The 26,503-nt window shown below is 47.6% G+C and carries 22 protein-coding genes; 1 reads left to right on the forward strand and 21 read right to left on the reverse strand.

Annotated elements, in window-relative coordinates; translation table 11 throughout:
• Positions 1-51: 51 nt before the first annotated feature.
• The 8 genes from AR543_RS15015 to AR543_RS15050 form a co-directional block, all read right to left on the reverse strand.
• Positions 52-507 carry a hypothetical protein gene (locus AR543_RS15015; protein ID WP_060535280.1) on the reverse strand — a complete coding sequence of 152 codons (456 nt, stop codon included), beginning with the start codon at positions 505-507 and terminating at the stop codon, positions 52-54.
• Between the two features lie 96 nt (positions 508-603).
• Positions 604-1,269 carry a YdcF family protein gene (locus AR543_RS15020; protein ID WP_060535281.1) on the reverse strand — a complete coding sequence of 222 codons (666 nt, stop codon included), beginning with the start codon at positions 1,267-1,269 and terminating at the stop codon, positions 604-606.
• A gap of 520 nt (positions 1,270-1,789) precedes the next feature.
• On the reverse strand, positions 1,790-4,477 hold the full coding sequence (locus AR543_RS15025) for a transglutaminase-like domain-containing protein (protein ID WP_060535282.1): 2,688 nt from the start codon (positions 4,475-4,477) through the stop codon (positions 1,790-1,792).
• Between the two features lie 179 nt (positions 4,478-4,656).
• Positions 4,657-5,748 (reverse strand): carbohydrate-binding family 9-like protein, encoded by a 1,092-nt coding sequence (locus AR543_RS15030; protein WP_060535283.1) that lies wholly within the window; start codon positions 5,746-5,748, stop codon positions 4,657-4,659.
• Between the two features lie 327 nt (positions 5,749-6,075).
• Positions 6,076-6,696 carry a GNAT family N-acetyltransferase gene (locus AR543_RS15035; RefSeq protein WP_060535284.1) on the reverse strand — a complete coding sequence of 207 codons (621 nt, stop codon included), beginning with the start codon at positions 6,694-6,696 and terminating at the stop codon, positions 6,076-6,078.
• A gap of 267 nt (positions 6,697-6,963) precedes the next feature.
• On the reverse strand, positions 6,964-7,398 hold the full coding sequence (locus tag AR543_RS15040; protein ID WP_060535285.1) for a MarR family winged helix-turn-helix transcriptional regulator: 435 nt from the start codon (positions 7,396-7,398) through the stop codon (positions 6,964-6,966).
• A 313-nt stretch (positions 7,399-7,711) separates the two neighbouring features.
• A complete protein-coding gene (locus AR543_RS15045; protein ID WP_060535286.1) occupies positions 7,712-8,485 on the reverse strand; it encodes an SDR family NAD(P)-dependent oxidoreductase in 774 nt (257 codons plus the stop codon).
• A 28-nt stretch (positions 8,486-8,513) separates the two neighbouring features.
• Positions 8,514-9,011 (reverse strand): GNAT family N-acetyltransferase, encoded by a 498-nt coding sequence (locus tag AR543_RS15050; protein WP_060535287.1) that lies wholly within the window; start codon positions 9,009-9,011, stop codon positions 8,514-8,516.
• Positions 9,012-9,182: 171 nt separating this feature from the next.
• Here AR543_RS15050 and xerS point away from each other — a divergent pair, with 171 nt between their 5' ends.
• A complete protein-coding gene (gene xerS, locus AR543_RS15055) occupies positions 9,183-10,262 on the forward strand; it encodes a tyrosine recombinase XerS (protein WP_060535288.1) in 1,080 nt (359 codons plus the stop codon).
• Between the two features lie 160 nt (positions 10,263-10,422).
• Here xerS and AR543_RS15060 read toward each other — a convergent pair whose 3' ends face one another.
• The 13 genes from AR543_RS15060 to AR543_RS15120 all read right to left on the reverse strand — a co-directional run bounded on the left by AR543_RS15060 (position 10,423) and on the right by AR543_RS15120 (position 26,335).
• Positions 10,423-10,959 carry an NADPH-dependent FMN reductase gene (locus tag AR543_RS15060; protein WP_060535289.1) on the reverse strand — a complete coding sequence of 179 codons (537 nt, stop codon included), beginning with the start codon at positions 10,957-10,959 and terminating at the stop codon, positions 10,423-10,425.
• A gap of 61 nt (positions 10,960-11,020) precedes the next feature.
• Complete coding sequence (gene mobB / locus AR543_RS15065) at positions 11,021-11,644, reverse strand: molybdopterin-guanine dinucleotide biosynthesis protein B (RefSeq protein WP_060535290.1); 624 nt, start codon at positions 11,642-11,644, stop codon at positions 11,021-11,023.
• Complete coding sequence (locus tag AR543_RS15070; protein ID WP_060535291.1) at positions 11,644-12,945, reverse strand: molybdopterin molybdotransferase MoeA; 1,302 nt, start codon at positions 12,943-12,945, stop codon at positions 11,644-11,646. The genes mobB and AR543_RS15070 overlap by 1 nt, the downstream gene beginning before the upstream one ends.
• A 467-nt stretch (positions 12,946-13,412) precedes the next feature.
• Positions 13,413-16,103, reverse strand: coding sequence for a beta-mannosidase (locus AR543_RS15075; protein WP_060535292.1), 2,691 nt, complete (start codon positions 16,101-16,103; stop codon positions 13,413-13,415).
• A 151-nt stretch (positions 16,104-16,254) separates the two neighbouring features.
• Positions 16,255-17,886, reverse strand: coding sequence for a response regulator (locus AR543_RS15080; protein WP_060535293.1), 1,632 nt, complete (start codon positions 17,884-17,886; stop codon positions 16,255-16,257).
• A complete protein-coding gene (locus AR543_RS15085) occupies positions 17,864-19,678 on the reverse strand; it encodes a cache domain-containing sensor histidine kinase (protein WP_060535294.1) in 1,815 nt (604 codons plus the stop codon). The genes AR543_RS15080 and AR543_RS15085 overlap by 23 nt, the downstream gene beginning before the upstream one ends.
• A gap of 200 nt (positions 19,679-19,878) precedes the next feature.
• Entirely contained in the window at positions 19,879-20,712 is an 834-nt protein-coding gene (locus AR543_RS15090; protein ID WP_060536802.1) for a carbohydrate ABC transporter permease, read from the reverse strand.
• 93 nt (positions 20,713-20,805) lie between these two features.
• Positions 20,806-21,684, reverse strand: a complete 879-nt coding sequence (locus tag AR543_RS15095) for a carbohydrate ABC transporter permease (RefSeq protein WP_060535295.1) — start codon at positions 21,682-21,684, stop codon at positions 20,806-20,808.
• A 265-nt stretch (positions 21,685-21,949) separates the two neighbouring features.
• Complete coding sequence (locus AR543_RS15100) at positions 21,950-23,260, reverse strand: extracellular solute-binding protein (protein ID WP_060535296.1); 1,311 nt, start codon at positions 23,258-23,260, stop codon at positions 21,950-21,952.
• A 342-nt stretch (positions 23,261-23,602) separates the two neighbouring features.
• Positions 23,603-24,379 carry a DUF4247 domain-containing protein gene (locus tag AR543_RS15105; protein ID WP_060535297.1) on the reverse strand — a complete coding sequence of 259 codons (777 nt, stop codon included), beginning with the start codon at positions 24,377-24,379 and terminating at the stop codon, positions 23,603-23,605.
• Positions 24,380-24,391: 12 nt separating this feature from the next.
• Positions 24,392-24,907: a DUF4178 domain-containing protein gene (locus tag AR543_RS15110; RefSeq protein WP_060535298.1), complete on the reverse strand. Its 516-nt coding sequence runs from the start codon at positions 24,905-24,907 to the stop codon at positions 24,392-24,394.
• Positions 24,908-25,077: 170 nt separating this feature from the next.
• On the reverse strand, positions 25,078-25,482 hold the full coding sequence (locus AR543_RS15115; RefSeq protein WP_060536803.1) for a DUF350 domain-containing protein: 405 nt from the start codon (positions 25,480-25,482) through the stop codon (positions 25,078-25,080).
• Between the two features lie 181 nt (positions 25,483-25,663).
• Positions 25,664-26,335: a PspA/IM30 family protein gene (locus tag AR543_RS15120; RefSeq protein WP_017812400.1), complete on the reverse strand. Its 672-nt coding sequence runs from the start codon at positions 26,333-26,335 to the stop codon at positions 25,664-25,666.
• Positions 26,336-26,503 lie beyond the last annotated feature (168 nt).

Below are 26,503 nucleotides of genomic sequence, written 5' to 3' on the forward strand. Positions count from 1 at the left end.
CTTATTTTGTGATAAATGGTATCGTCAAGCCTGCGTATGAACAGACGATTTTCATATCCAGCGCATAAAAGGTTTGTTCACAACCTGGATGCCATGCTGGCTCGCCCACTCACTCAATTGCTCCAAAGACAAATCTTCTTCCCCAACAAAAACAAAGCAATGACTGGGCGTTAAAATCCGGCGTCCATGTGACTGAATGCCAACTACCGGACGCTCATATCCTTTTAACCAAATCTGCTGAATACCGTTACTCCCAATCTTCCGATCACCTACCCGGATAGCTTCCTTGTCCAATTGTACCGAAAAAGGCTTTTGCAGACGGCGCCGAACCATAACCGCCAAGTATACGATCAGCAAGATAAGCATTGTCCACACCATATAGTACCAAGACAGACGATATTCCGGAAATGTCAGATTGCCCAATATACAGACCAGCAGCACCAGATTTAAAAGTATACCGATAAAATCCCTTGAACCCGAAGGACGTTTGGCTTGAAATGTATTCATAATAGCAGGTACCTCCTTGTTTGCAGATGATAGATTCTATGTAGTCTGCAATCTGTATTTAATCGTGTTTTAAAAGATATAGTTCATAACTGTGCGTTATACCGTCAGCACGGTTTTTATCATAGCCAGATACTCGCGCAGCATACTGACCGGAAGCTTTCTCAGCGGCGATGGACAGGAAATACCGGCATATTCGGTATAGCCGATCTGCCCGGCAATATAACGGGCACGATACATGTGATAATTGCTGGTCACGATAATAGCATGATAAGTGCCTGGTGCATAGTATCTATCTGTATCCATTACTTTCTGGCTGAATAGCAGATTCTCATATGTGCTGGTGGAGCGACTTTCCATCAGTATGGCTGTCGACGGAACGCCCTGCTTTAACAGGTAATCACGCATCGCTACAGCTTCAGGTATCGTCTCATCCTCTCCCTGACCACCGGAGACGATAATTTTGCTATTACGGTGCTGCTGCCAGTACATCAGGCCGGTCTCTACCCGTTTTTGCAGAGTGACAGGCAGCTGATTTCCATTTTTGAGACCGGAACCGAGGATAATAATATAATGGGAATGAGCCGATTTGCTATCGTCCCGCTCAAACTGCGACAATACCAGAGCTTCGCCAACTATAAAGGATAGCAAAAGCAGGCTGACGAGTATTATCAGCGTCCATCTGGTACGCGGATAGGTACGCCCTATTTTCATCAATCGGTGAAGCTTGTGAGGCGGGCTGGATCTGCTTTTCTTTTGCTTCATAATGCTATGTACTCTCCCTCAATGATACAAGCTCCGTTAGGATGAATGCGTTATGTCGTGGTAGATGGGTTATCATGCTGATAAGATCATATTTAGCTCTTTTCGATAGTAGTCTATCTGATGGCGCAGCTTCAGGACTGCCTGTAGAAGAGCAACTCTGTTGATAAGCCTTCTCTTTTTAGCGTACCATAACTATAGACATAGTTTCCATTTTTGCGCGGAAGTATCTATTTGATTCGAAACTGTCCATTGCTCACCGAATAAGGTCTCGACTATGAATTATATTTTTAACTATATTTTGTAACCGGTCTTTATCTCGTTCTCCACTGCTTACGTTCTACTCGCATGCTCTACTCTTTATTTTTTGTTCTTTATTTTTTCCTCTCCAATGTCAAAACAAACGCAATAAAGCTCTATACCTTAGTAAAAAGGTATGAGCTTTATTGAATGCCTGTGGTACCGTGAGTTTGTTAATAAACAGGATGCGTTTATACTTCCTTGCTTCTCTGTGCAACTGCTGTTATTCCTGCGGCCCAGCCAACTGTTCCAGTACCTGCAGCAGTTCACTGCCGGTACCCAGTTTGTATCCTTGCTGGACATATCGTATGTTCTGGTATTGATCCACGACCAGTACGATAGGACGCTGTTCACCACGGATCTGCTTCATGACTGTTTTCAACCCGGACAGGGTATTCAAATCCTGATCCACCAGCAGGTGCATCTGTTCAGGCAGTAGATCGGTTGCTATCCGCTCCTGTTCTTCCCCGGTTGAAGTCCAACCATATATGGGTCCCGCCCATGCCATCCATTTCTGCTGCTGTTCGGACAGTTCTCTCAGCAGATGCTTGGTCGGTTCACGCTCCGGCTCCAGCCAGGCGATAATGCAGCCTGCCGGATGAGCGACAGATTCGGCTTCGTCGCCAGACAGCTCCTTTTTCACCTGATCGGGCAAAGGAATGCTGATCAATGGGACCGTATGCTGTTCACTGCGAAACAGTAGCTCCACTTGCGCTGTCTGCTCCGGATACACATAGAAATGCGTAAATCGCCCTTCTACACTACCATCGCTGAGCCGTGTTCCTGTCGTCAATCGATAGGCTCCCGGTAATACATCATATGGCTTGTTACACATTTCCTTTTCCCCATAGGGAAAGTGCACTGTGCGATAGGCTCCATCTTCCAACCGCGCCAATGTAAAATTACGATAATAGCCTGCTTCTTCATCTATAGATGCTGCGGCGAGATGGAACACGACTTTTCCTTTACCAGCGGATGCAGACACCGATTCGGCAGTATGTTCCGATTGAATCGTCTGGATATCATTAGCGGCGTCTTCGGCAATACCGGCATTACGGTAACTGTCCGTCTCCTCTGCTTCACGGTACAGGACAAACTGTACTTCTATCCATTCACCCTGCTGCCAGTATTGAGGCTGCAGCTGCCGTGGTTCCAGTCGTGATGGAATACCGAGACTGCGGGCAGCTGCGACAAATACGATATCCTGATTCAGCGCATCCATCACTCCCAATCGATGAGCACCCGCTGGTGTCGCCATACCGGAATAACGATCTATCTGATTATATATGCGCAATTCTGTTTGCAGATCCGCTGCCAGCAGCTCCGGATTCCGGCGATAATCATCCTGCCTGGCTACAGGCCATAATGACTGAAAATAAGCCCGGTATTCGGACAGCATTTCAAAATGAATTCGTGGACACAATACATAACGGTTAAAACGGTCGGTCTCTGCCTCGTTCAGTGCGGCGGCATACCTATAACTGCTATTCAGATGATCTCGTAGAACAGGTCGAAATGTATCCTGCCAATCTTTGGGACGCATCGATTCCAGCAGACGCAGAGCAAGCAGTCGTTTTTTCGGTTCAGTTTCTTCTAGAAAAGCAGCCAGTTCCCGGCTGTTCCCTCTCGCTGTCTCCAGTATTGTCCAGATCCGGTCGGCAGGCAGCTGCCATTGGGCCGCCAGCTTATCAGACTGATCCCGGCTCACAAATCCAGCTTCGTAGGCAGTACGCGTCGCAATACCCTGCTGTACCAGCTGTTCGTGTTTTTGTTTATCCTCTAATGAGACTATCGGACCCTCATCGACTGGTGGAGCCGCAGGAGCTGTCATTTTCCAGTCTATACTGCCTTCTGTAAAGGAAGCTGAACCCAGTCTCACGGTAACTTCGGATTGATCCTTATGACACCATGTCTCGCCCCAGCGCTGTCCTGTACGCGCATGAATAAGCAGATCTCCATACCCTGTCGTCAGCTGCGCAAGACCATTACTGTCACTTTTCATCGTCGCCAGCGGAGAGAATTCGGCGGCATTATATAGCTGAAACTGTACTTCGGCAGAGACAGGCTCTCCCTGTTCATCTACCGTATAGACGGTAAGCGAATGAACTGGCGCATACCGCTCTAGCATATTGATCTCTGTATACCAAGGATGCCTGGAGCAGACTTCTTCCGGTCCGGTATAGTCTGCAGTGACCCGTGTATTGACCAGCATCGCCCGGCGTGCCGGCAGCCGGAACCATCCTTCGTCCAATACAGGCTCCGGTTCACAAGCACCAAGATAATGCCATTGTCCGTCTGCCCATGCTTCGACCCATGCATGATTGGAATCGCAATGTGCCCAGCGTGGTGTATAACACTGGCGTGCCGGAATACCGATACTCCGCAGCGCCGTTACGGCCAGTGTAGATTGCTCACCGCAGCGTCCCTGCGCTGTGCGCATAATCGTCAGCGGTGAGACCGTACGAATATCCGTCCCTACATAGGTCGCTCGTTCATGACACCAGTAATTCGTCTCCAGCACGGCCTGCGCCATCGGCAGATCACGGACCCGATCCGCCAGTTCACTATAAATGACTTGACGACTGTTATCGATATTCTCGTTATTTACCCGATAAGGCAGTACAAAGTGTGCAAAAATCTCATCCGGAATCGAAGCACCCCAGGGCATTTGACTGCGTACATGCAGCACATGCCGTACATGTCTTAGAAAGTACTCCCCTTCATAATCAGCCAGATCATGCAGCGGCATATATGCATATAAAAATCGCAGCAGCAGCTGCTCTTCCTCGGTCAGAGGCAGCTTGAATATACTGAATAAGTCCTGTTCTCTCCGAGCAGCCTGCTGTCTTTTCCATTCGAACTTGCGATTTACCTTGTCTAGGTCCAGTCCATAAGATGCAGTCACCGTCATGCAGATAAGCCTCCTTTATCAATAGGTACTATGGATATAATCATGTCATGTCAGTTATTCCATGAGCAGCTGATTGCCTAATATTCAGAAACGTGATTATACTCTGGATATGCTGGGTCTATCGGATTTGTAGCGCATACAATATACGGTCAAATGATAAACACGCATCATTCTGCTATCTACTCCTGCCACACCCATCCATCTTCACGAATACAGATTCGAGACTTCCCATCTGGTAGTACAGTCGCGATCTGGAACATACTGCTTGTCGCTTCGATATTCCATTGCCGTGTATGAACCGAGTGAAGCTTCAAATCTCCGATCTGCAGCAGCTCCTCCAGATTCGTACAGTAGCGATGATGTTCCAGAGCATACATCCGCTGTTTGTAATAAAGCACTCGTAGATCCCATTTAATCTGTTCCTTTTCCTGTTCGATTAGCAGTATATGCGGTGCCGCTACTGTCCGTAGCTCCTGTTCTGATCCGGAAGGCCTCGTTATATCCTCTCCGGCAAAAATCACATATCCCCACAATTCCGGATAATGCATATTCACTACTCCCTGCGGACTCCACACCCAATTGTCTTCCGGCAGCAGCTTGCCAGTTACAGGATCGCATCGCTTCACATATTGGCCGTTCACGATATCGATCTGCCATTCCACCCGAGAAAAATTCACCCGCCAGTACTCCCCTGGCAGCGGTGGACGTTTCTCAACAGCACATTCCTGTAGAATTCGCCAGGGCAACGCGATCTCGACCGACCACATTCGGTTAGTGGCTTCAGGATTATTCAGTTCACCATCCACATATACGGCAGTACGCAGACCACTGATATCCCAGCCATTAACAGCCGGGCCTTCATCACGATAAGGCTTAACCAGCAGCAGATCCCATACCGTATTCAGCGCGTTGATTTCAAATTCATAATATTGATGTGTGTCTCCATCCGGATCGATAAAAATCTCAAAATCATTATCCTGAAAAATCACCGAATCCCTTTCCTGCTGATTGGCCCAGATCTCGTTTTCTTCCAGCTCGGCTCCTATGTAAAAGTATTGATCATCCCAGAGCATTTTCACCCGGGTTCTTTTGGCAGGGAGCGGTCTGCGATCGCCTTCAATATCCACAAAATCTTCCGTCCATTCCGCGTTCTGCCAGAAAGTTTGATCCAGACGGCCTGTCCATTCACTGCTTCCTGATGCACGCTTGCATGAGTATATTTTGGGGTTAAAGATAATCTGCGGCTCGGGGACAGCGGATAATTTGCGCATTGTATTAACCTCCTCCGGGTTGGTTGTTGCGCCTGCATAGGATAACAGGCATATGGAATACTGCTTATTGTAGATAAGGATAGACAGAGGGTAAATATGGCATTTGTATGGTGGATAATATGTAGTATATGTTTAAGATTATGAATCTGTTGTTATAAGAATTATTACGTAATGTGTAATGTGTAATGTGTAATGTGTAATGTGTAAAAATAATGACCACTTTTAAAAAAGGATGAATCGCTTCTCTGATCAAAAGAAACGATTCATCTTTTTTAATGAAGATATTCGTTAGAGCCGTTTTACATTTGTTTCTTCTAAGCTCACTGTTTATAACCGTTTATCGATGATCTGTCTAGTTTGTTCACTATTCTGGTTTCTCTGCAGATCTTTGCGCAGCTGCCGCATCTGCTGGAATTCGTGTGATAGAATACTCATGCTGATCGCATCATGATACTCGTAATCATAATACAGCACTTCCCGCTGCACGCCTTCCCTGCGAAATCCGAGCTTTTCATAAGATCGAATTGCCCGTTCGTTAAATGAAAATACCGACAACTCCACCCGATGCAGGTTAATATTGCCAAAAGCGTAATCCAGCACGATTTCCATCGCTTCCGTACCGTATCCCTGACCGCAATTGGCTGATTCGAAGATCGCTATCCGGATATGTGCATTGCGATTGATACGATCAATATCCATCAGCGAGATTTCACCAATCGGCTGTTCTTCGGGCTTGAGTATAATCAGCAGATCGATCCGGCTGGAATCAGCGGCGCTTTCTTCGATAAACCGGGCTACGCCTTCACGTGTAAACAATCCGTGGGTTCCGGTCAAGCGGCGCATCTCTTCATTCAGCAATTTGGGATAATACATATCCAGATCGTCTGCTGTAAATGCGCGCAGATACAGACGTTCACTTTCAAGCACACGCTTATTCGTATGATTCACTTCTTTCAGCCCCTTTGTATGTATTTCGATGATTTTGCTCCCTGGTAATGCTTGCTTTTACAGACTATTAGATAGGCTACAATTTCCTTTTATATGGATAAATAAAAAAGAATTTCGTCCGCCGGTTTAGTATATCATATCGATCTGAACCGGCTCCATCCAGGCCCACCTGTACAGCAGCGCCGGAGCGATATACCAAAAAACTCTCTGCTATCTAAGCCAGAGAGTTTTTTCATTTCAGTAACAATGGTAAACGATCCGTACCGATCAGGCTTGAAGCTTGCTGATCAGCTGACGCAGCTGTTGATTGAGCGTCTGCAGTTCTTCACTCGATAATCCTGTTGCATCCAATAGTGACTGGGGCAGACAGCGGGATTGCTCCTGCAGAGCCATTCCTTTTTCGGTAATCTTAATATTTACAACCCGTTCGTCTTCGGTAGAACGTTGACGGGTAATCAGTCCATTTTCTTCCATCCGTTTGAGCATGGAGGTCATGGTACCGGAATCGAGATAGATCTCTTTGCCGAGTTCCTTAATCGTACACTCCCGCTTTTCCCATAATACAACCAGCGTAATATATTGGGGGTAGGTTATTCCCATTTCTTCGAGCATCGGCCAGTACATTCTCGTAATGGCTCGTGAACCTGCATAAAGGGAGAAGCAGATATGCTGTTCCAGAGCTGTTACACTTGTTGATTCCATTCTTCTCACCTAATTTCTTTGTGTTTGGTTCATCATAAGCAGCACAGTGATTTACTATTATCGTACCGCCACTGTTATATATTGTCAACAATTAATTTGCTTAAAACTTAAATTTTTGCAAATAATTTATTTTATCGGTTATATTATATTTTTTATAAGTTCTTCATACTGCTCTCCGATATCCAAATCATACAAAAAAGCCCCTGTACACGCTCTCAATCTCCAATAGGGATCAAAATAATGTACAAGGGCTTTGCTTATGATACGATTTATCCTATCCATTACTGCCGGGAAACGCGATATGATCCAGATATCAAAATCCGAATACCGACATTCCGCCATCGACCATCAATGTCTGTCCGGTAATATATCCGGCTGCTTCGGAGGACAAGAACACAACCGGTCCAACCAATTCTTCCAGATTGCCGACCCGCTTCATTGGGGTGCGATCCAGAATTTCCTGCATATACTGCTCGTTCGCCAGCATCTGCTCTGTCAGCGGCGTCCGGAAATACCATGGTCCCACTGCATTTACCTGGATACCATACTGTGCCCATTCCATAGAGAGGATTTTGGTCATCTGGATCAATCCTGCCTTGGTTACTCCATACGCAACGCCGGTACGCAGTGCGACCTGTCCGGCTACCGAAGCAATATTGATAATCCGTCCGCCGCCATTTTCCTTCATTCGTTCTGCTGCGAGCTGGGATGCAATCAGGGCAGAATGCAGATTGGTCTGTACGATAGTATTCCATTCCGCATCAGTGACATCGAGCGCTTTGCTGCGTATATTCATGCCTGCGTTATTGACCAGAATATCTGGCGCACCAAAAGCCAGTTCGAACCGCTCGAAAGCCTCTTTCATCTGCTGGCGATCTGTCACATCAGCCACCATGCAGATCGCCTGGCGGCTACTATGTTTCTCGATCAGCTGTCTGGTCACATCAAGATCAGAACCAGTACGCGAGATTAGTCCTACGTCTGCTCCAGCCTGGGCCAGACCGATAGCGAGCGCCTGCCCGATTCCTTTACCTGCTCCCGTGACAATCGCCTTTTTGTTGGATAATGAAAATGATGGTAAATACATCGTAACGACTCCCTTTCCTGCTGTCTGCTTAGTTCTGACAGAAGCTCGTAAAGTATTGACTCGGCCCCCCATGCTCCGGATGAAGAATCTCCTCATAGTGATTGGCGGTATATTCCCCAATCACCCGTCTCCAGAAAGCCTGGGCGGCGGTATTGTTATGCACCTGGGTGACTTTCCATCGTCCAGGATAGCGATTGAACAATTCTTCCGCTGCCCAGCGACCTACACCTGCACGCCTGTATTTGTGCAGGATAAAAAACTCGGTCATATAGTAGTCGCTCTCACTGCTGTCGATATAACGGTCGACCAGTGCAAAACCTGCAATATAAGAGCCCGAATAGATTAGAAATGGAAATTTGCGACCCGGACGACTCCAGAATTCATCCAGTCCCGGATACTCGGGGAAGCGCCCTTTATCGTTTAATTCAATATTCAGATAATATGTAAAATCGTAAAGATAGAGCTGCATCATTTCCCGGATCACCCGTTTTTTGCTTCTTGGTACCAATTCCAGCGCCAACGCCATCCTGTTCCCTCCGTTGTCTCATCTAATCGTTGTCATTTATACATACTGTATCAGGAAAAAATGGTATATACTTTGATGCCTTCTTATCACTATATAACGTTCCTCTATAGTGACGCAAATCATATTCTGGTCATTTTATGATACAATCGGGGCATGAGGTGAGCTAACGACATGACCATACAAAAGATCCACGACCGCCGCAAGCTGGATGAGAAACTGCCATCCATGCCATGGTATATTGAACAGTTTATCAATTACAAATTACCGGACTTGTCTCCGTCCACATTGCTGGAATACATACGGGATTACGAATCTTTTCTGGGCTGGATGATGTCCGAAGGATTATCGGCTGCCAGCACTTATGCAGAAGTGCAGCTGATCGAACTGGAAACGCTGCGGATGGAAGACGTGACCAGCTATCGGCTGTATCTCACAACCCGTGCAGAAAGCGCCAATACACGTGTAACCGTGTCCCGCAAGCTGTCTTCGCTGCGCTCGCTGTTTCACTATTTGAGCCAGATCGCCGAAGATGAAGATTTCTATCCCCTGCTGAAACGCAACATTATGGCCAAAATTGAAGTCAAACGGCTGCACAAGCCCAAGGATACCGCCGCCAAACTCAAAGGCAAAATTCTCGAAGACGAGGAGCTGCTGGAATTTGTCGGCTATATTCTGGAAGGTCACCGCGAGACGATTGCAGGCAACAAGCAGGCGCTTTATTCCTATGAGCTGAATCGTGAGCGGGATGCCTGTATTGCCAGCCTGATCCTCAACTCCGGTCTCCGTGTATCCGAAGTGGTCAATCTGAATATGAATGATCTGGACCTGAACCAGAAAATGCTGTATGTCTCCCGCAAAGGTAATAATGATGAGACGTTCAAGACACCGGTCTACTTCCGCGAGCAGGCCCGGGACGAACTGCAGACATATTTACAGCTGCGTGAATCGCGTTATCGTACACCTCGTAATGAACAGGCGCTATTCGTCGCCAAGCCAAATGGCCAGGCATCGGGCAACCGGATGACCAAGCGAGCCATTCAGGCGATGATTATCAAATATGCCAAATACTTTGGCAAGCCTTACTTAACCGTACACAAGCTGCGGCATTCTTTTGCCACCGATTATTACTTGCAAAATGATATCTACAAAACCAAGGAGCAGCTCGGTCATGCGTCTACCGAGACGACCGAGATCTATGCCCATCTCACCGACAAGACCATGTCCGAAGCGATTGAGAAGCGCAATGACTAACCATAAATAATATCGCTGATCCGTTATTGATTCCTCTGGCCTCACTCTTGCCTTGTATTCATTTATTTTGTATAGGTTAGCCATTATATTGGAATAACAAAAAGCTGCCTTTTCGATAGGCAGCTTTTGTTTGGTTTTTCTTCATTATGACTAGTGTGATTTAAGCGTTTTTCAGCTTTTCACCAAGTGTGACAAAAGAAGCAACTGCGGTACGAATACGCAGCTCTGTACCTTCATCCACGGGCTCGCCGTTTTCGTTAAACTCACGCAGTGATCCGCCGATCGAAATCCATTCCGGGCAGTTGATACCGTGCAGGTTGCGCACAATATTTTGCAGATGCAGCAAAGAGGCTGTTCCGATCAGACCGCCTGCCGAGTTGGCAGACAGTACTACTTTGTTATTAAAGTATTCACTGTTCAGGAAATCCAGCGCATTTTTCAGTACACCGGACAGCGAACCGTGATATTCAGGCGTTGCCAGTACCAGTGCATCCGCACTTTTGGCAGCAGCAGACAGCTTGAGTACTTCTTCATGACCATAAGCTTCCCCAGGTCCATAGAGCGGCAGCACATGCTCCTGCAGGTTGAACACTTCAGCTTCATGTCCCTGTTCGGTCAGCAGTCTGGCAATATAGTGGCACAGCTTGGTAGTGGATGCATCCGGACGTGTACTCCCGGCGATAAGTGTAACTTTCATAAATAGATGTTCCTCCTGAATGGTAGATTGGCAGCAGCCTAATTTCATTCACACGATCTTGTCAGCGCTTGGCATATGACATTATGTAAGCATTCAGTGCAATGAATAATTTCATAATACCATCTTTTCCGGCTGGAATAATAGGCGTTTCTTTTAAATTTAATGTTTCTGGAAGCGTCTGAACAGCCGGCTCCCTACTATGATCTTGCTCGAATAACAAAGCGTTCAGCTCATTCGGCTGCAATCGGGTATAGATCCAGTGCAGTTCTGTCAAATGATCCAGCAGAGGAAGATCTGCCTCGCGAGCGATCAAGGCTGCTTTGGGATAAGGCTCCTGCTTGAATCCTTCAACCAGAATCAGATCGTAGCTATCCGCAGACTGTGCTGCCAGCTCTGCTATAATCTGCTGCAGCGTAGATGGCTGCTCACGGATAATAGCCGTTCGAGTAGGCGAAGTAATCGCTACGGCAGCTGCACCGGCTTCGGTATGGGCAAATGTGTCTGTACCGGGATGATCCATTTGAAATTGATGGGCATCATGCTTGATCACAGCTACCCGCTTACCGTCTGCAGCCCAGAGCCGGAGAAGTTCCGTAATAAGCGTTGTTTTGCCCGAATTTTTGTAGCCGACGATCTGGATCACCGGCGGCAGTACAGTAGATAGGCTCTGCGTAACTCCGTTCATTATTGCACCGCCAGCTTCAGTATAGATACCGGTGTACCGGCAGGCATCGGTTCGGTGGTAGGCGGAATGACAATCAGGCAATCGCTATCCTTGATCGTGACCATTACATTGGATTCGTCCAGCAGCGCCGGATAAGCGATTACCTGGCCATTTTCTACCGATACATGACCACGCACATAACGGGTAAAGCTGTTGATTTTACTGTAATCCCGTCCGAGCTGGGCTGTCCATTCCGGCAAATAATCATGTGTGCTGTTCATCATCTGACGGATCGTTGGACGTACAAGCAGCTCACAGCCGACAAAGCAGGCTCCCGGATTGCCGGATAATGCAAATAGCAGCTTGCCATCTTTGACTGCACCGGTAGTCACACTGCCCGGACGCATCGAGATTTTGTTGAACAGCATCTCTACTTCGCCGCTGCGTACCAGATCACCCATTACATCATAATCGCCGACAGATACACCGCCGCTGGATACGACCAGATCATATTTCGCCAATGCATTCATCATCATCGTACGCGCCAGCTCCAGATCATCTTCTACTGCTCCAAGCAGATGCGGTTCTCCGCCTGCCGCCCGGATCTGCTCTGCCAGCATCAGCGAGTTGCTGTTGCGAATTTTGCCGGGTTCGATCGGCTCATCAACCGAGAGAAGTTCTGTTCCTGTAGAAAATACCGCTACCTGTGGACGACGGTATACCGTAACTGTATGTACGCCAAATGTAGCCAACACAGATATTTCACCAGCTCCGATACATGCCCCCTGTTCCAGCAGCGTATCTCCTTCTTTGACTTCCAGACCAATCGGCGTAATATTGCGGCCTGCTTCGACCTGACGCTTTATGCCTACCCACGTACGCTCCTGCTCGACCCTGGTTTCTGTCATTTCCAGCATAACCACTACATCCGCTCCATCCGGTACCATTGCTCCTGTCATGATACGCGATGCCTGACCCGACTGAATCGAGACAGACGGAGTATAGCCGCATGGAATATTGTCGACTACTTCGAGCCAAATCATATGATCACTGGAAGCTTCCAGCAGATCGTCAGCGATGATCGCATAGCCGTCCATACCCGAGCGCCGAAAATGTGGATAAGGATGCGGCGCTGTCACGGTCTGGGCGAGAAACCGGCCTCCTGCTTCCTCCAGCCGTACCTGTTCCGTCTCCGCTGGACGGACATAACCAGCGATGCGGCGCTGCGCTTCGGCTGGAGTAATCGGTCTGCGATGGAATTTGCCCCGATCTTGTTCTGCTGCTGATGCCGCTTGTGATTCTGGTTGATTGTGTGCTGTCATAATTGTGATTCCTCCCTGTTTCTGTAGCCGTCTGCCAGATAGCCTGGTCCGTTACTTTCCTTACAGTTATAGCTCAAGCCTACCTTTCATGCAAGTATTGTACAGTGATATGGATTATGATCCCATGCCAATCTTGATATACAGTATCTTGGTGGAAAGTAACAGGAACGAGTATTGGATAAGTGTTTGGCGGAATAAATGGTATAAGAGGATTAATGAGTGAACCTTCATTTCTACGAAAAGCGAAGTAGAGGATTGGCAGTTAATTGAGGAAGGGAACATGTATGAAGGATACGAGCGAATCCGGTGTTCCTATTATGAATTTTTCATATGTTTAAATAATAAAAATAGAGGGGTTTAATATTTATTTGCATAAAAAAGAGATGCCAGCCCAGTGGCTGACACCTTTTCAAGAAAATCGTTTTTTTGTTAGCATACTGTCCGTCTGGATAGCCTGCTTTTTACTTTTATATGGAATGGTTCAGCGCACTCACCTGTAAGCTGCTCCAATCAATCGGTTCTCCGCCTGCATGGCGGATATGAACAACTTTCTGCTGTCCAGGCAGCAGGTCAAAGTAATTAGCACTAAATCGCAGCCTTCCCTGAGCAATCTCCAGTTTCACCATTCGGGCCAATACAGCGCCGCCAGTCAACGTCACTGTCTGCTGCTGTTCGTCCACCTGAATCTGCCAATCTGAAGCCGGAAGATTCAGCTGCTTTGGTGAGCGCAGATAATAATGATTGTCCGGAATATCCGGATGATCCGCGCTCAGAATAACGAATACCTCATGCGCTTGTACGGTATGCTTGTCCGATACAGCTGGCCCCCCTATCGATATTTCTTTTTGCGATGCCATTTGAGTACTTGCAGCAGACAGGATTTCTTCTTCACTCAACTGATCCACCTGAATAGCCCCGTTCGCTGGTACATCCACCGCAAAGGTACGGCTGAACATCAATTTGCCATCCCAGGTCATTACTCGCATCTCCAGCTGCGTCGTAAACGCCTGGAGCGTATCATTTACCACCCATAGCTTCAGATCCTGTCCCGGATCATGATCCAGTGACAGCAGCAGTGGATGATAGTAGGTTCGGGCATAGAAATATGCCGCCTTGGGCAGCAATTCATAATCGACGATCGCCCAGCTGGTTCCTGGCCAGCTGTCATTGAGCTGCCAGATCAGGCTTCCGCTGTTACGATGCTTGAGACGCCGATAATGTTCTATTCCATACTTTAACCCTTCTGCCTGAGTGAGCATGGAGTAGTCCAGATACTGATCCATATTTTGCGGGATGCCTGTATATCCTTCCATTAGCAAAATGCCTTTGCGATGATTGGTATCCTTGTTCCGATAATCCATCTCTTCACTGCCCCAGTAAAAGGATTCCTCCGGGATATAGCGGGACAGCGTATACCGGCTGGCTGCCGCATGCATCCCAAATTCACTGCTGAACAAAGCCAGATCCTGCTTATAATGATGGAAGCTGACTCCTTCGATACTGTAATCGAGAATGGGTTTGTCTCCATATTGACGAGGATACACCGACCCATGCCAGACCTGCCAGTTATGCCGGTCACCTGCATCCGGATCATTCACATCGTTACCGCCATACGGGGAGGATGGCCAGTAAGGACGATGCGGGTCGCTGTCTGCCAGTACATCGGGAATCAGTTCATGATAGATCGCTTCTCCATAAAAAGAACTACGGATATCACCCGCGGCTTTTTTCATATCGTACAGCCAGTCGATCTCATTATTACCGCACCACAAGGCCAGAGAAGCGTGGTTGCGCAGCCGCTTTACATTATCCACCACTTCGGCCCGCACATTTTCCATAAAGTCCTGATTGAAATCAGGAAAAAGTGCATTGGCAAAAGCAAAATCCTGCCAAACCAGAATCCCCTGCCGATCACATTGCTGATAGAAAATATCTTTTTCATAAATGCCGCCTGCCCATACACGCAGCATATTCATATGCGCTTCCGCAGCAAGTTCAATTAATTCTATATAACGCGTTTCTTCTGCCGAGCCGATGAGATTATCGACGGGAATCCAGTTGGCTCCTTTGGCATAGATGCGCACTCCATTAAGCACAAAAGCAAACAGCGGCTCTCCCTGTTCCCCTTCCAGCTGCAGCTCGACTGTCCGCAGACCCACCTCGTGTTCATAACGATCTACCAGCTCTTCTCCGGCATACAATAACACCTGCAAATGATACAAATAAGGCTCACCCAGATCATGCGTCCACCACAAATGAGGATCAGGAATGTGCAGCTGTACTTTCCAGGTATCGGTACGACTGTGAGCAGCTGCTGTCTTGGTCTGCTGACAGGCTACCTCCCGGCCTTCGCGATCCAGCAGTATCACTTCTGCCCGCAATCTATCTTCCATTGATGTACTGGCGGCATCCTGCTTATGATGGTTATAACTGGTATAGCGCAGACGGGAAACCGCACTAACCGATACTTCTACCTCCAGTATCGCTTCTTCATGATGGGCACTGCGTGTATACGCATACACTTGATCCAAACGGGCAATGCGGCTGCGGCGTATCGTTACGCTGCCCCATATGCCCACAGTAATAATACGCGGCCCCCAATCCCATCCAAAATTCATTGCCGCCTTGCGCAGCCATGGTCGCTCCTTGGTATATGAAGACCAGTCAAACAGCTCTTTCTCCTGATGATGGGGCCACAGTGGATCGAATCGCACAGTGACGCTGTTCCAGCCACTGCGAACTACACGGCTGATATCAAATCGATACGTACGATGCATATTAACTGTACGGCCTACCTCATGTCCATTAACATAGACGGTAGCAAATGTATCCAGCCCCTCAAAAGTCAGTTCATGCCGCTCGGCGATATCATCAGACAGCTCATAATCGAATGTGGTGCGGTACCACCATTCTTCCTGTTCGATCCAGCGGCTCAATTGATCCTGATGACCGTAGTACGGATGCGGAATCAGCTGACGGTTCATCAGCGAAGTATGTATATCGCCAGGTACGCGGCCCGTGATCCAGTAGCGATCATCCAGACCGGGTGCTGCTACTTCAACCGCTTTCATTTCTCCTGGCCGATAATGCTGAATTCTCCATGTCCCATCCAGACTGAGACACGACAAGTCCGGATATGATGCATTCCTGCTGTCCATAACATTAGGCTCCTTCCTGTATGTTCAGGTATTCTGTCACATTCATCGATATATATTACGCGTCTTCCTGTAGGATGGGAATTGTACAAATTACCGAAAAATTGGCATTATTTATCCAATTTATTGTACAGATTAGTGGAATATAGATGAGCTAGATAAGCGGATAGAGGGCAGAGTCAGGCGGCTGGTGCTGGTGCACCGGATAATATTCCCGATATTCGGTTGGCGTACAACCACTGTATTTTTTGAACAGCTTGCTAAAATATTTCACGTCTTCGTAGCCGATCTGTCCAGCGATATCCGCTACTTTAGCTGAAGAAATAGTCAGCAGCTCAGCGGCATATACCATTTTGCGTTTCAGTACCATATCGCTGTAGGTCATACCGGTTTCCTTTTTGAAAATTTCACTGAGATGACTGGCATGCAGATGGATATGACGGGCAGCGGCCACCAGACTGGTATCTCCTCCCAGATTTTCTTCGATATAAATCAGTGCTTTTTGTACATGAATGCGTGGTCCTTCTCCGCAGCTGGCATGATACAATCTGGAGATCCGGTATAACTGCTGGAACAGCTCTTCCTTGATTAACTCACCAGCCTGCCAGGCAATATGCCCGGCAGCTGTATAAGGAGCTGCTGTTATGCCATGATGAACGGTGCTTATTGCCCGCTCCAGCCAGCGGCTTGCACCCAGCATTACCGACTGTAGTGCACTCTGAACCGACTGTGGTGTTGCTTCGGGATGTGCCATCAGCTGGTCGACCCAGTGATCAATCCAGCTGCGCAGCGCAATCGTATCTTCCTTTAGCAAAATGGATGACAGCTGCATCTCTTCCTCATAGCTGCACAGACTTTGCCCACCCTGGCGTCCGGCAATCTGCTTATACTGCCATACTGCAGTCCCTGGCAGCAAAGGCGCATAGCTGCTCGCTTCCATCGCTTGCCGATAGGACATATGCAGCTTCTCTGCGGTGTCGACCGGTTCTCCCAAGGCAGCGGTAAGCCTGCATTTGAGCAGCTGTTCGATGTGTATTGCAATATGCTGCCATTCCGTCGTTTCACCTTGACCTTTGCTCAACACTATAATGCACTGCTGATACATATATGCTGGCAGCCTCAGTATATCCTGCAGCATATTATGAATAGCAAATAATAACAGCGCATGATGGTTTTTGTCCTGCCCCCACCCTTCGGCCTGCACTACCGCAATCTGCCAGCGTTCCGATTCTGCGGTCTGCAGGACAGCAGCGGCAGAATTATCATTTCCACCATGAAGCTGCAGCATCTGGCGGAACCAGTCCTTCTCCGTTTCCAATGTTTCCTTGGGCGGTTCATCTATAATCCAGCGGTGGAACAGCTGCCCGGCTGTCTGACGATGGGCATCCTGTTCCTGTCGACGCATACTGATATGCTGCTCGATACTGTGCTTTACACCGAGTACCGTTTTGATAATCTCTTCCGGCGGGCTTGTTTTGAGCAGGTAATCTGCAATATTCTGACGGATCGCCTGCTGGGCATAATGAAAATTGTCATATCCAGACAAAATGATAACTTTCAAATCCGGCAAAAGCTGCTGGGCTTCCTCTGCCAGTTCCAATCCGGTCTTGCCGGTCATACGAATATCGGTCAGCAAAATATGAGGCTGCTCTTCTAATATTCGTGCCAGCGCTTCCTCCGCCGATGCGGCAGGCTCCAGCAGTTCCAGTCCCAGCTCTGACCACTGGATCACCGAAGCCAGCCCTGTACGGATAATCACCTCGTCATCCACAATCAAGATTCTCACGGTATCCCTCCTCCAGTGGAATCGCAAATGATATTTTCGTGCCTGCCTGGGGCCTGCTCTCGATACGCAGACAAGCCTGGGCTCCATAGTGCAGCAGCAATCGTTCATTCACATTGCGTAGTCCATAGCCTGTATCCGAATGCGCATTTCTCACTTGTTGATGTTCCTCTCCGGCAGAATGTGCTGTCTGACTCAGCATGGATCGCAGCTGCTCCAGTCGTTCCGGTTCCATGCCTATGCCATCGTCCAATACCATGAATCGAATCCAGCCGCCCTCCTGCTCCAGATGAATCGTGATCGTACCGGGACCATCCTTTTTCTGGATGCCATGGATCAGTGCATTTTCCACCAGCGGCTGCAGTAGCAGCTTGAGCATCGTATGTTCATAGAGACGTTGATCTACTGCCCAGCTCATTCGAACTTTATCGGGAAAACGGATTTCCTGTACTTGCATATAGTTACGGATATGATTCAGTTCCTGCTCGACAGAGCAGTAGTCTTTGCCTTGATTCAGACTCAGTCTCAAAAAGTCACTAAGTCCCTGTACCATAGCCCCGATTTTTGTCTCGCCCGACATCAGTGCGATCCAGTGAATCGAAGATAATGTGTTGTACATAAAATGGGGGTGGATTTGCGCTTCCAATGCACGCAGATCCGCTTCTTTTTTGCGAGCTTCATTGCGGATCAGCTGCTGTTTGAGCTGAGCGATATGATTGCCGAATCGGTGATAGCTCCGGCTGAGTCTGCCGATCTCATCGTGAGAATCAATCGCAAAAGCAGGCAGCGGATACGCAGGATCACTGTGGTACAACAGCCGGGTCAGATGGCGCAGCGGCTGTACCACACGGCTGACTACAAGCCAGATCAGCGCTGCACTTATCAACATAGACAACAAAACTACAATCAGGGTAAGCTGCAAAATAAAGCGGTTCTGCGCCGTGTACTGATCGGAAGGAATCATCATGACGAGTGTCCAGCCTGCATTGCGATTATGCTGATACATCACGGTCTGCTTGGCTTCTCCTTTGCCATAGGACAGGGACCCGTCATAGGCTGTGCCGGACAAGCCGATCTGTGTTAATAGCCCCGGGTAACTGCTCTCCAGCGGTGCAGCGAGCCGGGACTTGTCAGCGGTGGACAGTATCTGTCCCTGATCATTAATCAGCCACACCTGTCCCTGGCTCTCTCCGATCCTTGGCAGCACAGACCAAGACTGTGCCAGAACTGTTTCATTCAGACTGATCGACAGCCAACCCAGCGGGCGATAATCATGCGTACTGCGCAGCGGCCGGATAAAGGTAATCACCGGCTGAAGTCCGGAAGCATTCTCTACCTCATAGACTCCTGTCCATTGCTTATGCCTCACCTCACTAATCTTTACCTGACTCGACAGTTCCGAACGATATAATGCAGATGTTGATAAAGAAGTATCAAACCGCGGAGCATAGATCGTAATATCGGCGATATACTTTTTGGAAGCAGCGAGGTTGGTGAGCAGTCCAATAATCTCGCTGCGGGCGATACTGTCTTCACTCGGACTGCTCATATACCGCTGAATTTCCTGCTGGCTAATCATAAACATGGACACATTCTCTACATCCTGGATCACGAAATCCAGATTGTTGTTCATTTGTGTCAGTGTATCTATGCCTGACAAGCGCGCTTTGTCTTCGGTAATATGAGTGGAAATGGCAAATGCAAATACGCCGAGCAGCAGCAGCGGCACAATCATGGACAGTATGATGATGACAGACAGCTTGCGCTGCAGTGATGACTGCATCCAACGTCTCATTGTGATTCCTCCCTGCCTGATGATGCCCGGCTGTTAGTATGAGTTAATTCATTCGGTACACGCAGTTCTATTCGGTATGCGCAGTTCGATTCTATTTTGCACATTTGTTATTTTTATTAATGCTGTTAACGCTTGGGTATTTACCGTTCTCATACAGAGTAGGCATGCCTACAGACAACACTCTTATTGTTCTATGTCTGTTATCCTTTTACCGCTCCTGCTGTCATGCCTTTCATAACCTGTTCCTGAAAGACCAGATACAGAATAATAGTCGGCAGCACAGACAGGACCATCGCCGCAAGTGTCAGTCCATAATCGGTTTGATATCCATCCGAGAAGTTGGCAATACTCAGAGGAAGCGTTTTCAGACTTGTTTTACTTATAAATACAAGCGCAAACGAAAAGTCGTTCCATGCATGTAAAAAACTGAGTATGGTCACCGTCGACAAGGCCGGCAGGGACATAGGCAGGATAATACGGAAAAATAACCCCCATAGACCGGTACCATCGATAAAGGAAGCTTCCTCAATTTCCCGTGGAAAAGACATCAAATAGGCAGACAGTACAAAAATCGCTGTAGGCAGCGCAAATGCCGTATATGGCAAAATCAGTGCCCAGTACGTATTTAATAACGAAATCTGCTTCATTAAAATAAAAAGCGGTACAAGCGTACTGTGAATCGGAATCAGCATCCCGACAACAAAGAAAGCAAATACCGCTGCTTTGAGCCGAAACTGAAAGCGAGACAGGATAAAAGAAGCCAGTGCCCCGATAAACAGTGTCAATACCAGTGAACCAATCGACACGATCAATGAATTGGCAAATGCCGTATCCAGCTTGGCCGTCTCCCAGGCTCTGCTGAAATTAGCCATATTCCACTGCGCCGGCAGTCCAAACGGATGACTGTAAAAGTCTTCATTTGTTTTGAACGCACTCACAATCAGCCAAAAAAACGGATACAAGGTAAAAATACCATAAACCATCAGGATCGTCCAAAAAATAATAGGCTTGCTTCTGCCAAGCAGCCCAGACATCCCTGACGTCTGACGATGAGAACCGGCTGCTGCTGTTTGATTCATGATATGTCCTCCTTTAGCGTTGATATGCTTTATCATCCGGCACTTATATTATTGGCTGCGGCTTTTACGGCTGGTCAGCCACTGGCTTGTTCCGATCAATACCAGACTGATCAGCACAATCATCGTCGAGATCGCACTGCCATAGCCGTAACGATATGAGGTGAACGTCGAATTGTACATATAAGTAGCCAACAGTTCTGTTGCATGTGCCGGACCACCACGAGTCATAATATATACCAGATCAAACGATTTGAGGCTGCCGGAGATGCACAGCACTATCGCTACCTGAACAGTTGTCCAAATCATTGGCAGTGAAATATATGCCAAGCGGCGCCAGCCAATAGCTCCATCCAGCTCGGCAGCATCATGAATCTCGCCCGGTATGTTTTGCAATGCCGAGCTGAAAATGATCAGATACAAGCCAACAAAGCTCCAGATCAGAGGTGGGATCAGCGAATAGATTGCTATTCCCGAATCGGACAGCCAGTTCAGCTTCCAAGCGGATAATCCTACAGCATCGAGCAGAAAGTTCAGTATCCCGATCTGCGGATGGTAAATGTATTGCCAGACCATACCGATCACGACAGTTGACATGACCATCGGCAGGAAAATAGCCGAACGCAGAAACCGCTGCATCCACGTATTTTTATGCAAAATAACTGCCAATGCCAGCGCTATCGGCACCTGACCAAATACAGCAGCCAGCACGAAAATAATATTGTTTTTCAGGGAACGCCAGAACGTAGAATCATGAATAATCTCCGTGTAGTTGGCCAGACCGATGTACTGCTTGTCCCCAAATCCGGACCAGTTAAAAAATCCATAATACGCCGACCAGACGACTGGTACGAATACAAACAAACCGTAGATCAGCAGCGCCGGTGCCAAGCCAAACATAATAAATTTGCGGCTGCTCATAGCATTCATATGCTCACTCCCTGCCATGGATTTATCCTGTTTTATTATTAGTCTTCATTACTGTCTGTTGTTCGCCAAACTGCATAAGGATAAGACAGCAGATGTTCCGGCTCCTCTTCTGCTGGATCATCTGCTGTACGTTATCCTTGACTGCTGGCTGAAGGATAAAACATTCACTTTGCCACAATCATTTATCCTTCAGCCGTCATTTTATTCAATAATGTTAGATCATCTCTTTACGGTTTTAGATCGACTATTTGCGATCTTGAATCATCTATTTACCGATGGCTCCGGCCTGTGCATTTTGGATCTTGGTTGCAATATCCTGCGGACTGCCGCCCATCATCAGCTCCTGCAAACCATTATTGGTGACTTCCACCGCTGCCGAGCTGAGCTTGGAATCATAGACCGGACTGATTTTGGTTTTTTGAATCAGATCATACAGCTCCACGAATAACGGATGCGCCTTACTTTTATCCAGTTCCAGTTTGTAACTGACAAGCGTACTGCTATCCAGCGTAGCCTGCTGTCCTTCCGGACCGGAGAGTGCATACAGCAGTTCGAGCGCTGCTTCTTTGGACTTGCCTTCCAGCTTTTTGTTCAGTCCCATACCGGTTCCGACTACACCGGCTGTAGACTGGGCTTCTCCCTTGCCACCGGGTACAGGCGGGAGAATCGTTACATGTGTTTGATCCAGTACTTCGGCAGGCGCATTATTGACCAGATTCGCCAGTGCCCAACCGCCATTGATGACCATAGCACTTTTTCCCTGAAAATAAAGTTGCATCATCTGGGTCTCATCTATACTGTCGAATCCGCTCTGGAATGCATTTGCTTTGCCCAGATCTTGCATTACAGTTAATGCCTGTACAAATTGCGGGTCGGTAAAAGAAGCACCATTCTGCTCGGTAGCCTTGAGGAACCAGTCTGTACCGGTAACACGATCCCCGATTGTACTGAAAATCGTAGACTGGGCAACCCAATTGGCTTTGTTACCGAGCGCAATCGGAATGACTTTATTCTGATTAAATGTATCAATAGCTTTCATCAATTCTTCCCAGGTCTCCGGGACTTTTACATTGTATTGATCGAAAAGGGCCTTGTTATAAAACAGCAGCGAAGATGGCGCCAGATTCATCGGCACAGAGTAAATCTGTTCATCAACCGTATACCCATCCAGTGCATTGGGGATAAAATTATTTTTCCACTCCGGCTTGCTGTCCAGAAATGCGTTAATAGGCTGAATCAAATCGCCTTTCACAAATTCCTTGGTCATGGCATCGGGCCACATGACGAACAGATCCGGCATCTCGTCTGCAGCAGCTGCTGTACGCAAACGGGTCTTCAGCCCATCCGTAGGCAATGGCTCGTCTTCCAGTTCGATCTCAGGGTGAGCGGTACGGAAATCATCCAACAACTTGCGCATGGCAATCGATTTGGCATCTTGTCCGGTCCAATTATGCCATACCGTCAGCTTAACTGGATCGTCGGCCGTACCTGCTCCCTGCGCATTCTCTTCGCCTCCACAGCCGGACAGCACAATCAGCAGTATAATGGATAGGGTCAAAGCAGTAATCTTTTTCATTATGTCCCTCCTCTGATTATTGAATATCCACAGTGTAATGGAAACGCTATCATTATATAAGGTGAATCTGTTCGGTACCAGGGTAGACAATCATCGGATATACCTGTCACCTGTCACCTGTCACCTGTCACCTGTCACCTGTCACCTGTCACCTGTCACCTGTCACCTGTCACCTGTCACCTGTCACCTGTCACCTGTCACAGCTGATTATCTCCGGCAAGCACAAAAAAAGCCAGCTGCCTATACACACATTGTGCATAGACAGCTGGCTGGTAATTAGCATACAATATTTTTCCATTTTTCATCATTGCTGGTACCGACGGCATCAATAAGTGAAAATCTTTATCGTCGTCCACGCTTGCGGATCTTGCCCGAGCCAAAGCTTGATTTGGGCGCGCTACTGCCGGATGGAGAGAAGAATCCTCCATTCGAGCGATTGGACGAATTGCCACGATTGATTGTTCCGCTAGAATAAGGCGAGCCGCGGCTTGGTGTATTGCTGTCATACTGCGATCTTTTGGAAGTCGATGAATTACCACGTTTGAAAATGGAACCCGACTTGTTCACCGTCATTGGCGGTGCTTGCTGGATATCCTGCACAGTCGGTTTTTTGTACTGGGTTTGCGGCGGATAGGTTTTCTGGCTGGCATAACCACGGTAGTGTCCGCCACCATAATAACCTCCGTATCCACCCAATCCGCCCAGCGCACCAAACAGCTGATTGATCAGCGTTGCTGTCAGATACCCTTGCAGAAAGCTCGAATCATAGTTGCGGCGCACATATTCATGCGAATCCACTTCTATAATCGTATCTTCCGGTTTGTTCGGATCCTGCTGTACCTGAATCAGTTCATTCTCATAGACGAGGAACATCCGCTTGGGGTCTTCCACTGACATATTTTGCGGAGTACGCTGGTCAGACAGCTGCTCTGCCACTACAGGTACGGTCTGTCCGGCTGCCCGATATACATACGAAGTCGAATCACCATCCCGGCTAACCGACTCCAGTGGATAATTGAGTTTGGAATTATTCGAGCCTATACCACAGCCGGATAGCAGCGAAGTCACCAGACTGAGCACAAGCACAATTTTGATAAGCCATGATGCGCGTGATTTCATTGGGTTTCGCTCCTAACTGGCACGGATGACACGAACATCCCCGTTAAGTACAAACTCACCTTCATACAGTGTAAATCGCCCGCCCTGCCATTCAATTCGCAGCAGTTTGCGATCGTCTGATTGATACTGCCATACGTGCTGTTCTCCGTTCTGTACCCCCGGTAGTACCGGAGTACGTCCACTGGCCAGCACACTTCCCTGATATTGCTCATCCATATAATAATCCGTTTCATCCATCTCAATATGTGTAGGTACCTCATTCGGATTTTCCAGTCCACCATCGATAGGTTGATAAAGTGCATAGCGCAGCTTTTCCTGCAGTTCCACATGCAAATAAGAAATATTAGTTCCATCCTGCAAAGTCAGCATGACAGCATTGCGTGCACGATTACGGGCCGTTCCGACGACCTCGTATGTAACCAGTGATACTTCACAAATATCTCCCGTCTGCAAATCCAGAGGTCCCTTTTCCGGTTTTGGAGGCTCCGGTTTGGAGACCAGATTCGTAAGGCGTTTCCATAATCCCATAACCTGTAACTTCCTTTCCTGATTTCGAATCTATTACTTGTAATTTACTATATCTGTATTTATTTAATTGATATTCATTATAGCCGTATTCAGGACTCTGCATTTAATCATCGTTCTGAAAACCTGCATACTCCACAATTTCTTTATCTTTTTTCTGCATACTGCTGCACTTACAGGGAAGCCGAAATAATAAAAGCACCCACCAGCTGTAGTGCACCACCAATCAATCCATGACTGACCATACCCTGGCGTGTTCCTTCATCCAGATCAAGCCCTGCTATTTTTTTGAGTAGCAGACGGGCGATTTGTTCCAGAACAAGCAGAATAACAAACGAAACTACGGATACAAGTACAGCCTCCCACAGGCTCCACGATGTATTGATAGATACGGATAAAATATACCCTTGCGCAAACAGCTTCATTGCCAGTCTGATCGCTACTGCCGTATTGCCTGCCTTGATCTCGGCGATATCCTTATATTTGGTAAAAAATGAATCCAGGTACATCAACGCGAATAGCACTACCGCTCCTACGCCTGTCCATACCAGAATCTGCAGTACAATATCCCAGCTCATCATTTGCCATCCTCCACTTATTTAGCATAATCTGTTACTTCGACTATATTGATAAGGCATCGATAACTAATTTGCACGAAATAAAAACGAAGGAAGAACGGAATGTGCTGTTCTTGCCTTCGTTTCGTTCCAGACCTGCTTTTATCTCACTCTATCGAGTCTTTCTATAAACAGATGCTGATCAGGATTTGTTCTCGTATTGCTTCATCAGAGCGGCCAGCTCATCTTCAACTTCTTTGTTGGCACCCAGCGCGTCGATCTCATCATCCAGCGACTTGCCTTTGCTGTTCATTTCGTTGCTCGCTTCTGCTCTGGCTTCCATTTGCAGCATTTTCTCTTCCATACGGCTGAGGCCGGCAGTTGCAGAATCAGCACTGAATCCGTTCATTGTTTTATTGATTTCAGTTTGCGCTTTGGCTGCATTATAACGTGCCACCAGCGTTTCGCGTTTATTTTTCATATCGCTCAGCTGTTTGCGCATCTCTTCCAGCTTGCCACGCAGGTTATCGGCAGCTGCTTTATTCTGGTCGTAGTTGGCTTTATATTCATCACGCTTGGCTTCTGCATTTTTCTTTTCTTCCAGTGCACGACGAGCCAGATCCACGTTTTGGTTCTGGGCTGCAATATGCGCCTGTTCTTCGCGTTTTTTCACCAGAGCATCCTGCTCTTCATACAATTGCTTAAAGCGTTTTTCAATAGCGATCTGTGAAGCTACCGCTTTCTCGGCATCCTCCAGATCGGCTGCCATATCACGAATATACTGGTCTGTCATTTTGATAGGATCTTCCGCTTTCTCGATCAAAGCATACACATTGGACAAAGTAAGATCACGCAGACGTTTAAAAATAGACATAAATTAGTTCCCTCCACTTGAATAATAAAATGATCATCGTAATACGGTACATCCGCTACTATGCATAGGCGTTGTTACTAACAGATATTACGAAGAAATATACATAAGGTTTCACAGCGGCGGCAAATAATTTTCCTCCGATGTTGATCTGGTTATTGTATCAATAAC

The organism is Paenibacillus bovis (assembly GCF_001421015.2).
Taxonomy (GTDB): Bacteria; Bacillota; Bacilli; order Paenibacillales; family Paenibacillaceae; genus Saccharibacillus; species Saccharibacillus bovis.

Coding starts and splice junctions, on each gene's coding strand:
- AR543_RS15015 (WP_060535280.1), bottom strand. CDS start 507: ATGAATACATTTCAAGCCAAACGTCCTTCGGGTTCAAGGGATTTTATC.
- AR543_RS15020 (WP_060535281.1), bottom strand. CDS start 1,269: ATGAAGCAAAAGAAAAGCAGATCCAGCCCGCCTCACAAGCTTCACCGA.
- AR543_RS15025 (WP_060535282.1), bottom strand. CDS start 4,477: ATGACGGTGACTGCATCTTATGGACTGGACCTAGACAAGGTAAATCGC.
- AR543_RS15030 (WP_060535283.1), bottom strand. CDS start 5,748: ATGCGCAAATTATCCGCTGTCCCCGAGCCGCAGATTATCTTTAACCCC.
- AR543_RS15040 (WP_060535285.1), bottom strand. CDS start 7,398: ATGGAATCAACAAGTGTAACAGCTCTGGAACAGCATATCTGCTTCTCC.
- AR543_RS15045 (WP_060535286.1), bottom strand. CDS start 8,485: ATGTATTTACCATCATTTTCATTATCCAACAAAAAGGCGATTGTCACG.
- AR543_RS15050 (WP_060535287.1), bottom strand. CDS start 9,011: ATGGCGTTGGCGCTGGAATTGGTACCAAGAAGCAAAAAACGGGTGATC.
- xerS (WP_060535288.1), top strand. CDS start 9,183: ATGACCATACAAAAGATCCACGACCGCCGCAAGCTGGATGAGAAACTG.
- AR543_RS15060 (WP_060535289.1), bottom strand. CDS start 10,959: ATGAAAGTTACACTTATCGCCGGGAGTACACGTCCGGATGCATCCACT.
- mobB (WP_060535290.1), bottom strand. CDS start 11,644: ATGAACGGAGTTACGCAGAGCCTATCTACTGTACTGCCGCCGGTGATC.
- AR543_RS15070 (WP_060535291.1), bottom strand. CDS start 12,945: ATGACAGCACACAATCAACCAGAATCACAAGCGGCATCAGCAGCAGAA.
- AR543_RS15075 (WP_060535292.1), bottom strand. CDS start 16,103: ATGGACAGCAGGAATGCATCATATCCGGACTTGTCGTGTCTCAGTCTG.
- AR543_RS15085 (WP_060535294.1), bottom strand. CDS start 19,678: ATGAGACGTTGGATGCAGTCATCACTGCAGCGCAAGCTGTCTGTCATC.
- AR543_RS15090 (WP_060536802.1), bottom strand. CDS start 20,712: ATGTCTGGGCTGCTTGGCAGAAGCAAGCCTATTATTTTTTGGACGATC.
- AR543_RS15095 (WP_060535295.1), bottom strand. CDS start 21,684: ATGAATGCTATGAGCAGCCGCAAATTTATTATGTTTGGCTTGGCACCG.
- AR543_RS15100 (WP_060535296.1), bottom strand. CDS start 23,260: ATGAAAAAGATTACTGCTTTGACCCTATCCATTATACTGCTGATTGTG.
- AR543_RS15105 (WP_060535297.1), bottom strand. CDS start 24,379: ATGAAATCACGCGCATCATGGCTTATCAAAATTGTGCTTGTGCTCAGT.
- AR543_RS15110 (WP_060535298.1), bottom strand. CDS start 24,907: ATGGGATTATGGAAACGCCTTACGAATCTGGTCTCCAAACCGGAGCCT.
- AR543_RS15115 (WP_060536803.1), bottom strand. CDS start 25,482: ATGAGCTGGGATATTGTACTGCAGATTCTGGTATGGACAGGCGTAGGA.
- AR543_RS15120 (WP_017812400.1), bottom strand. CDS start 26,335: ATGTCTATTTTTAAACGTCTGCGTGATCTTACTTTGTCCAATGTGTAT.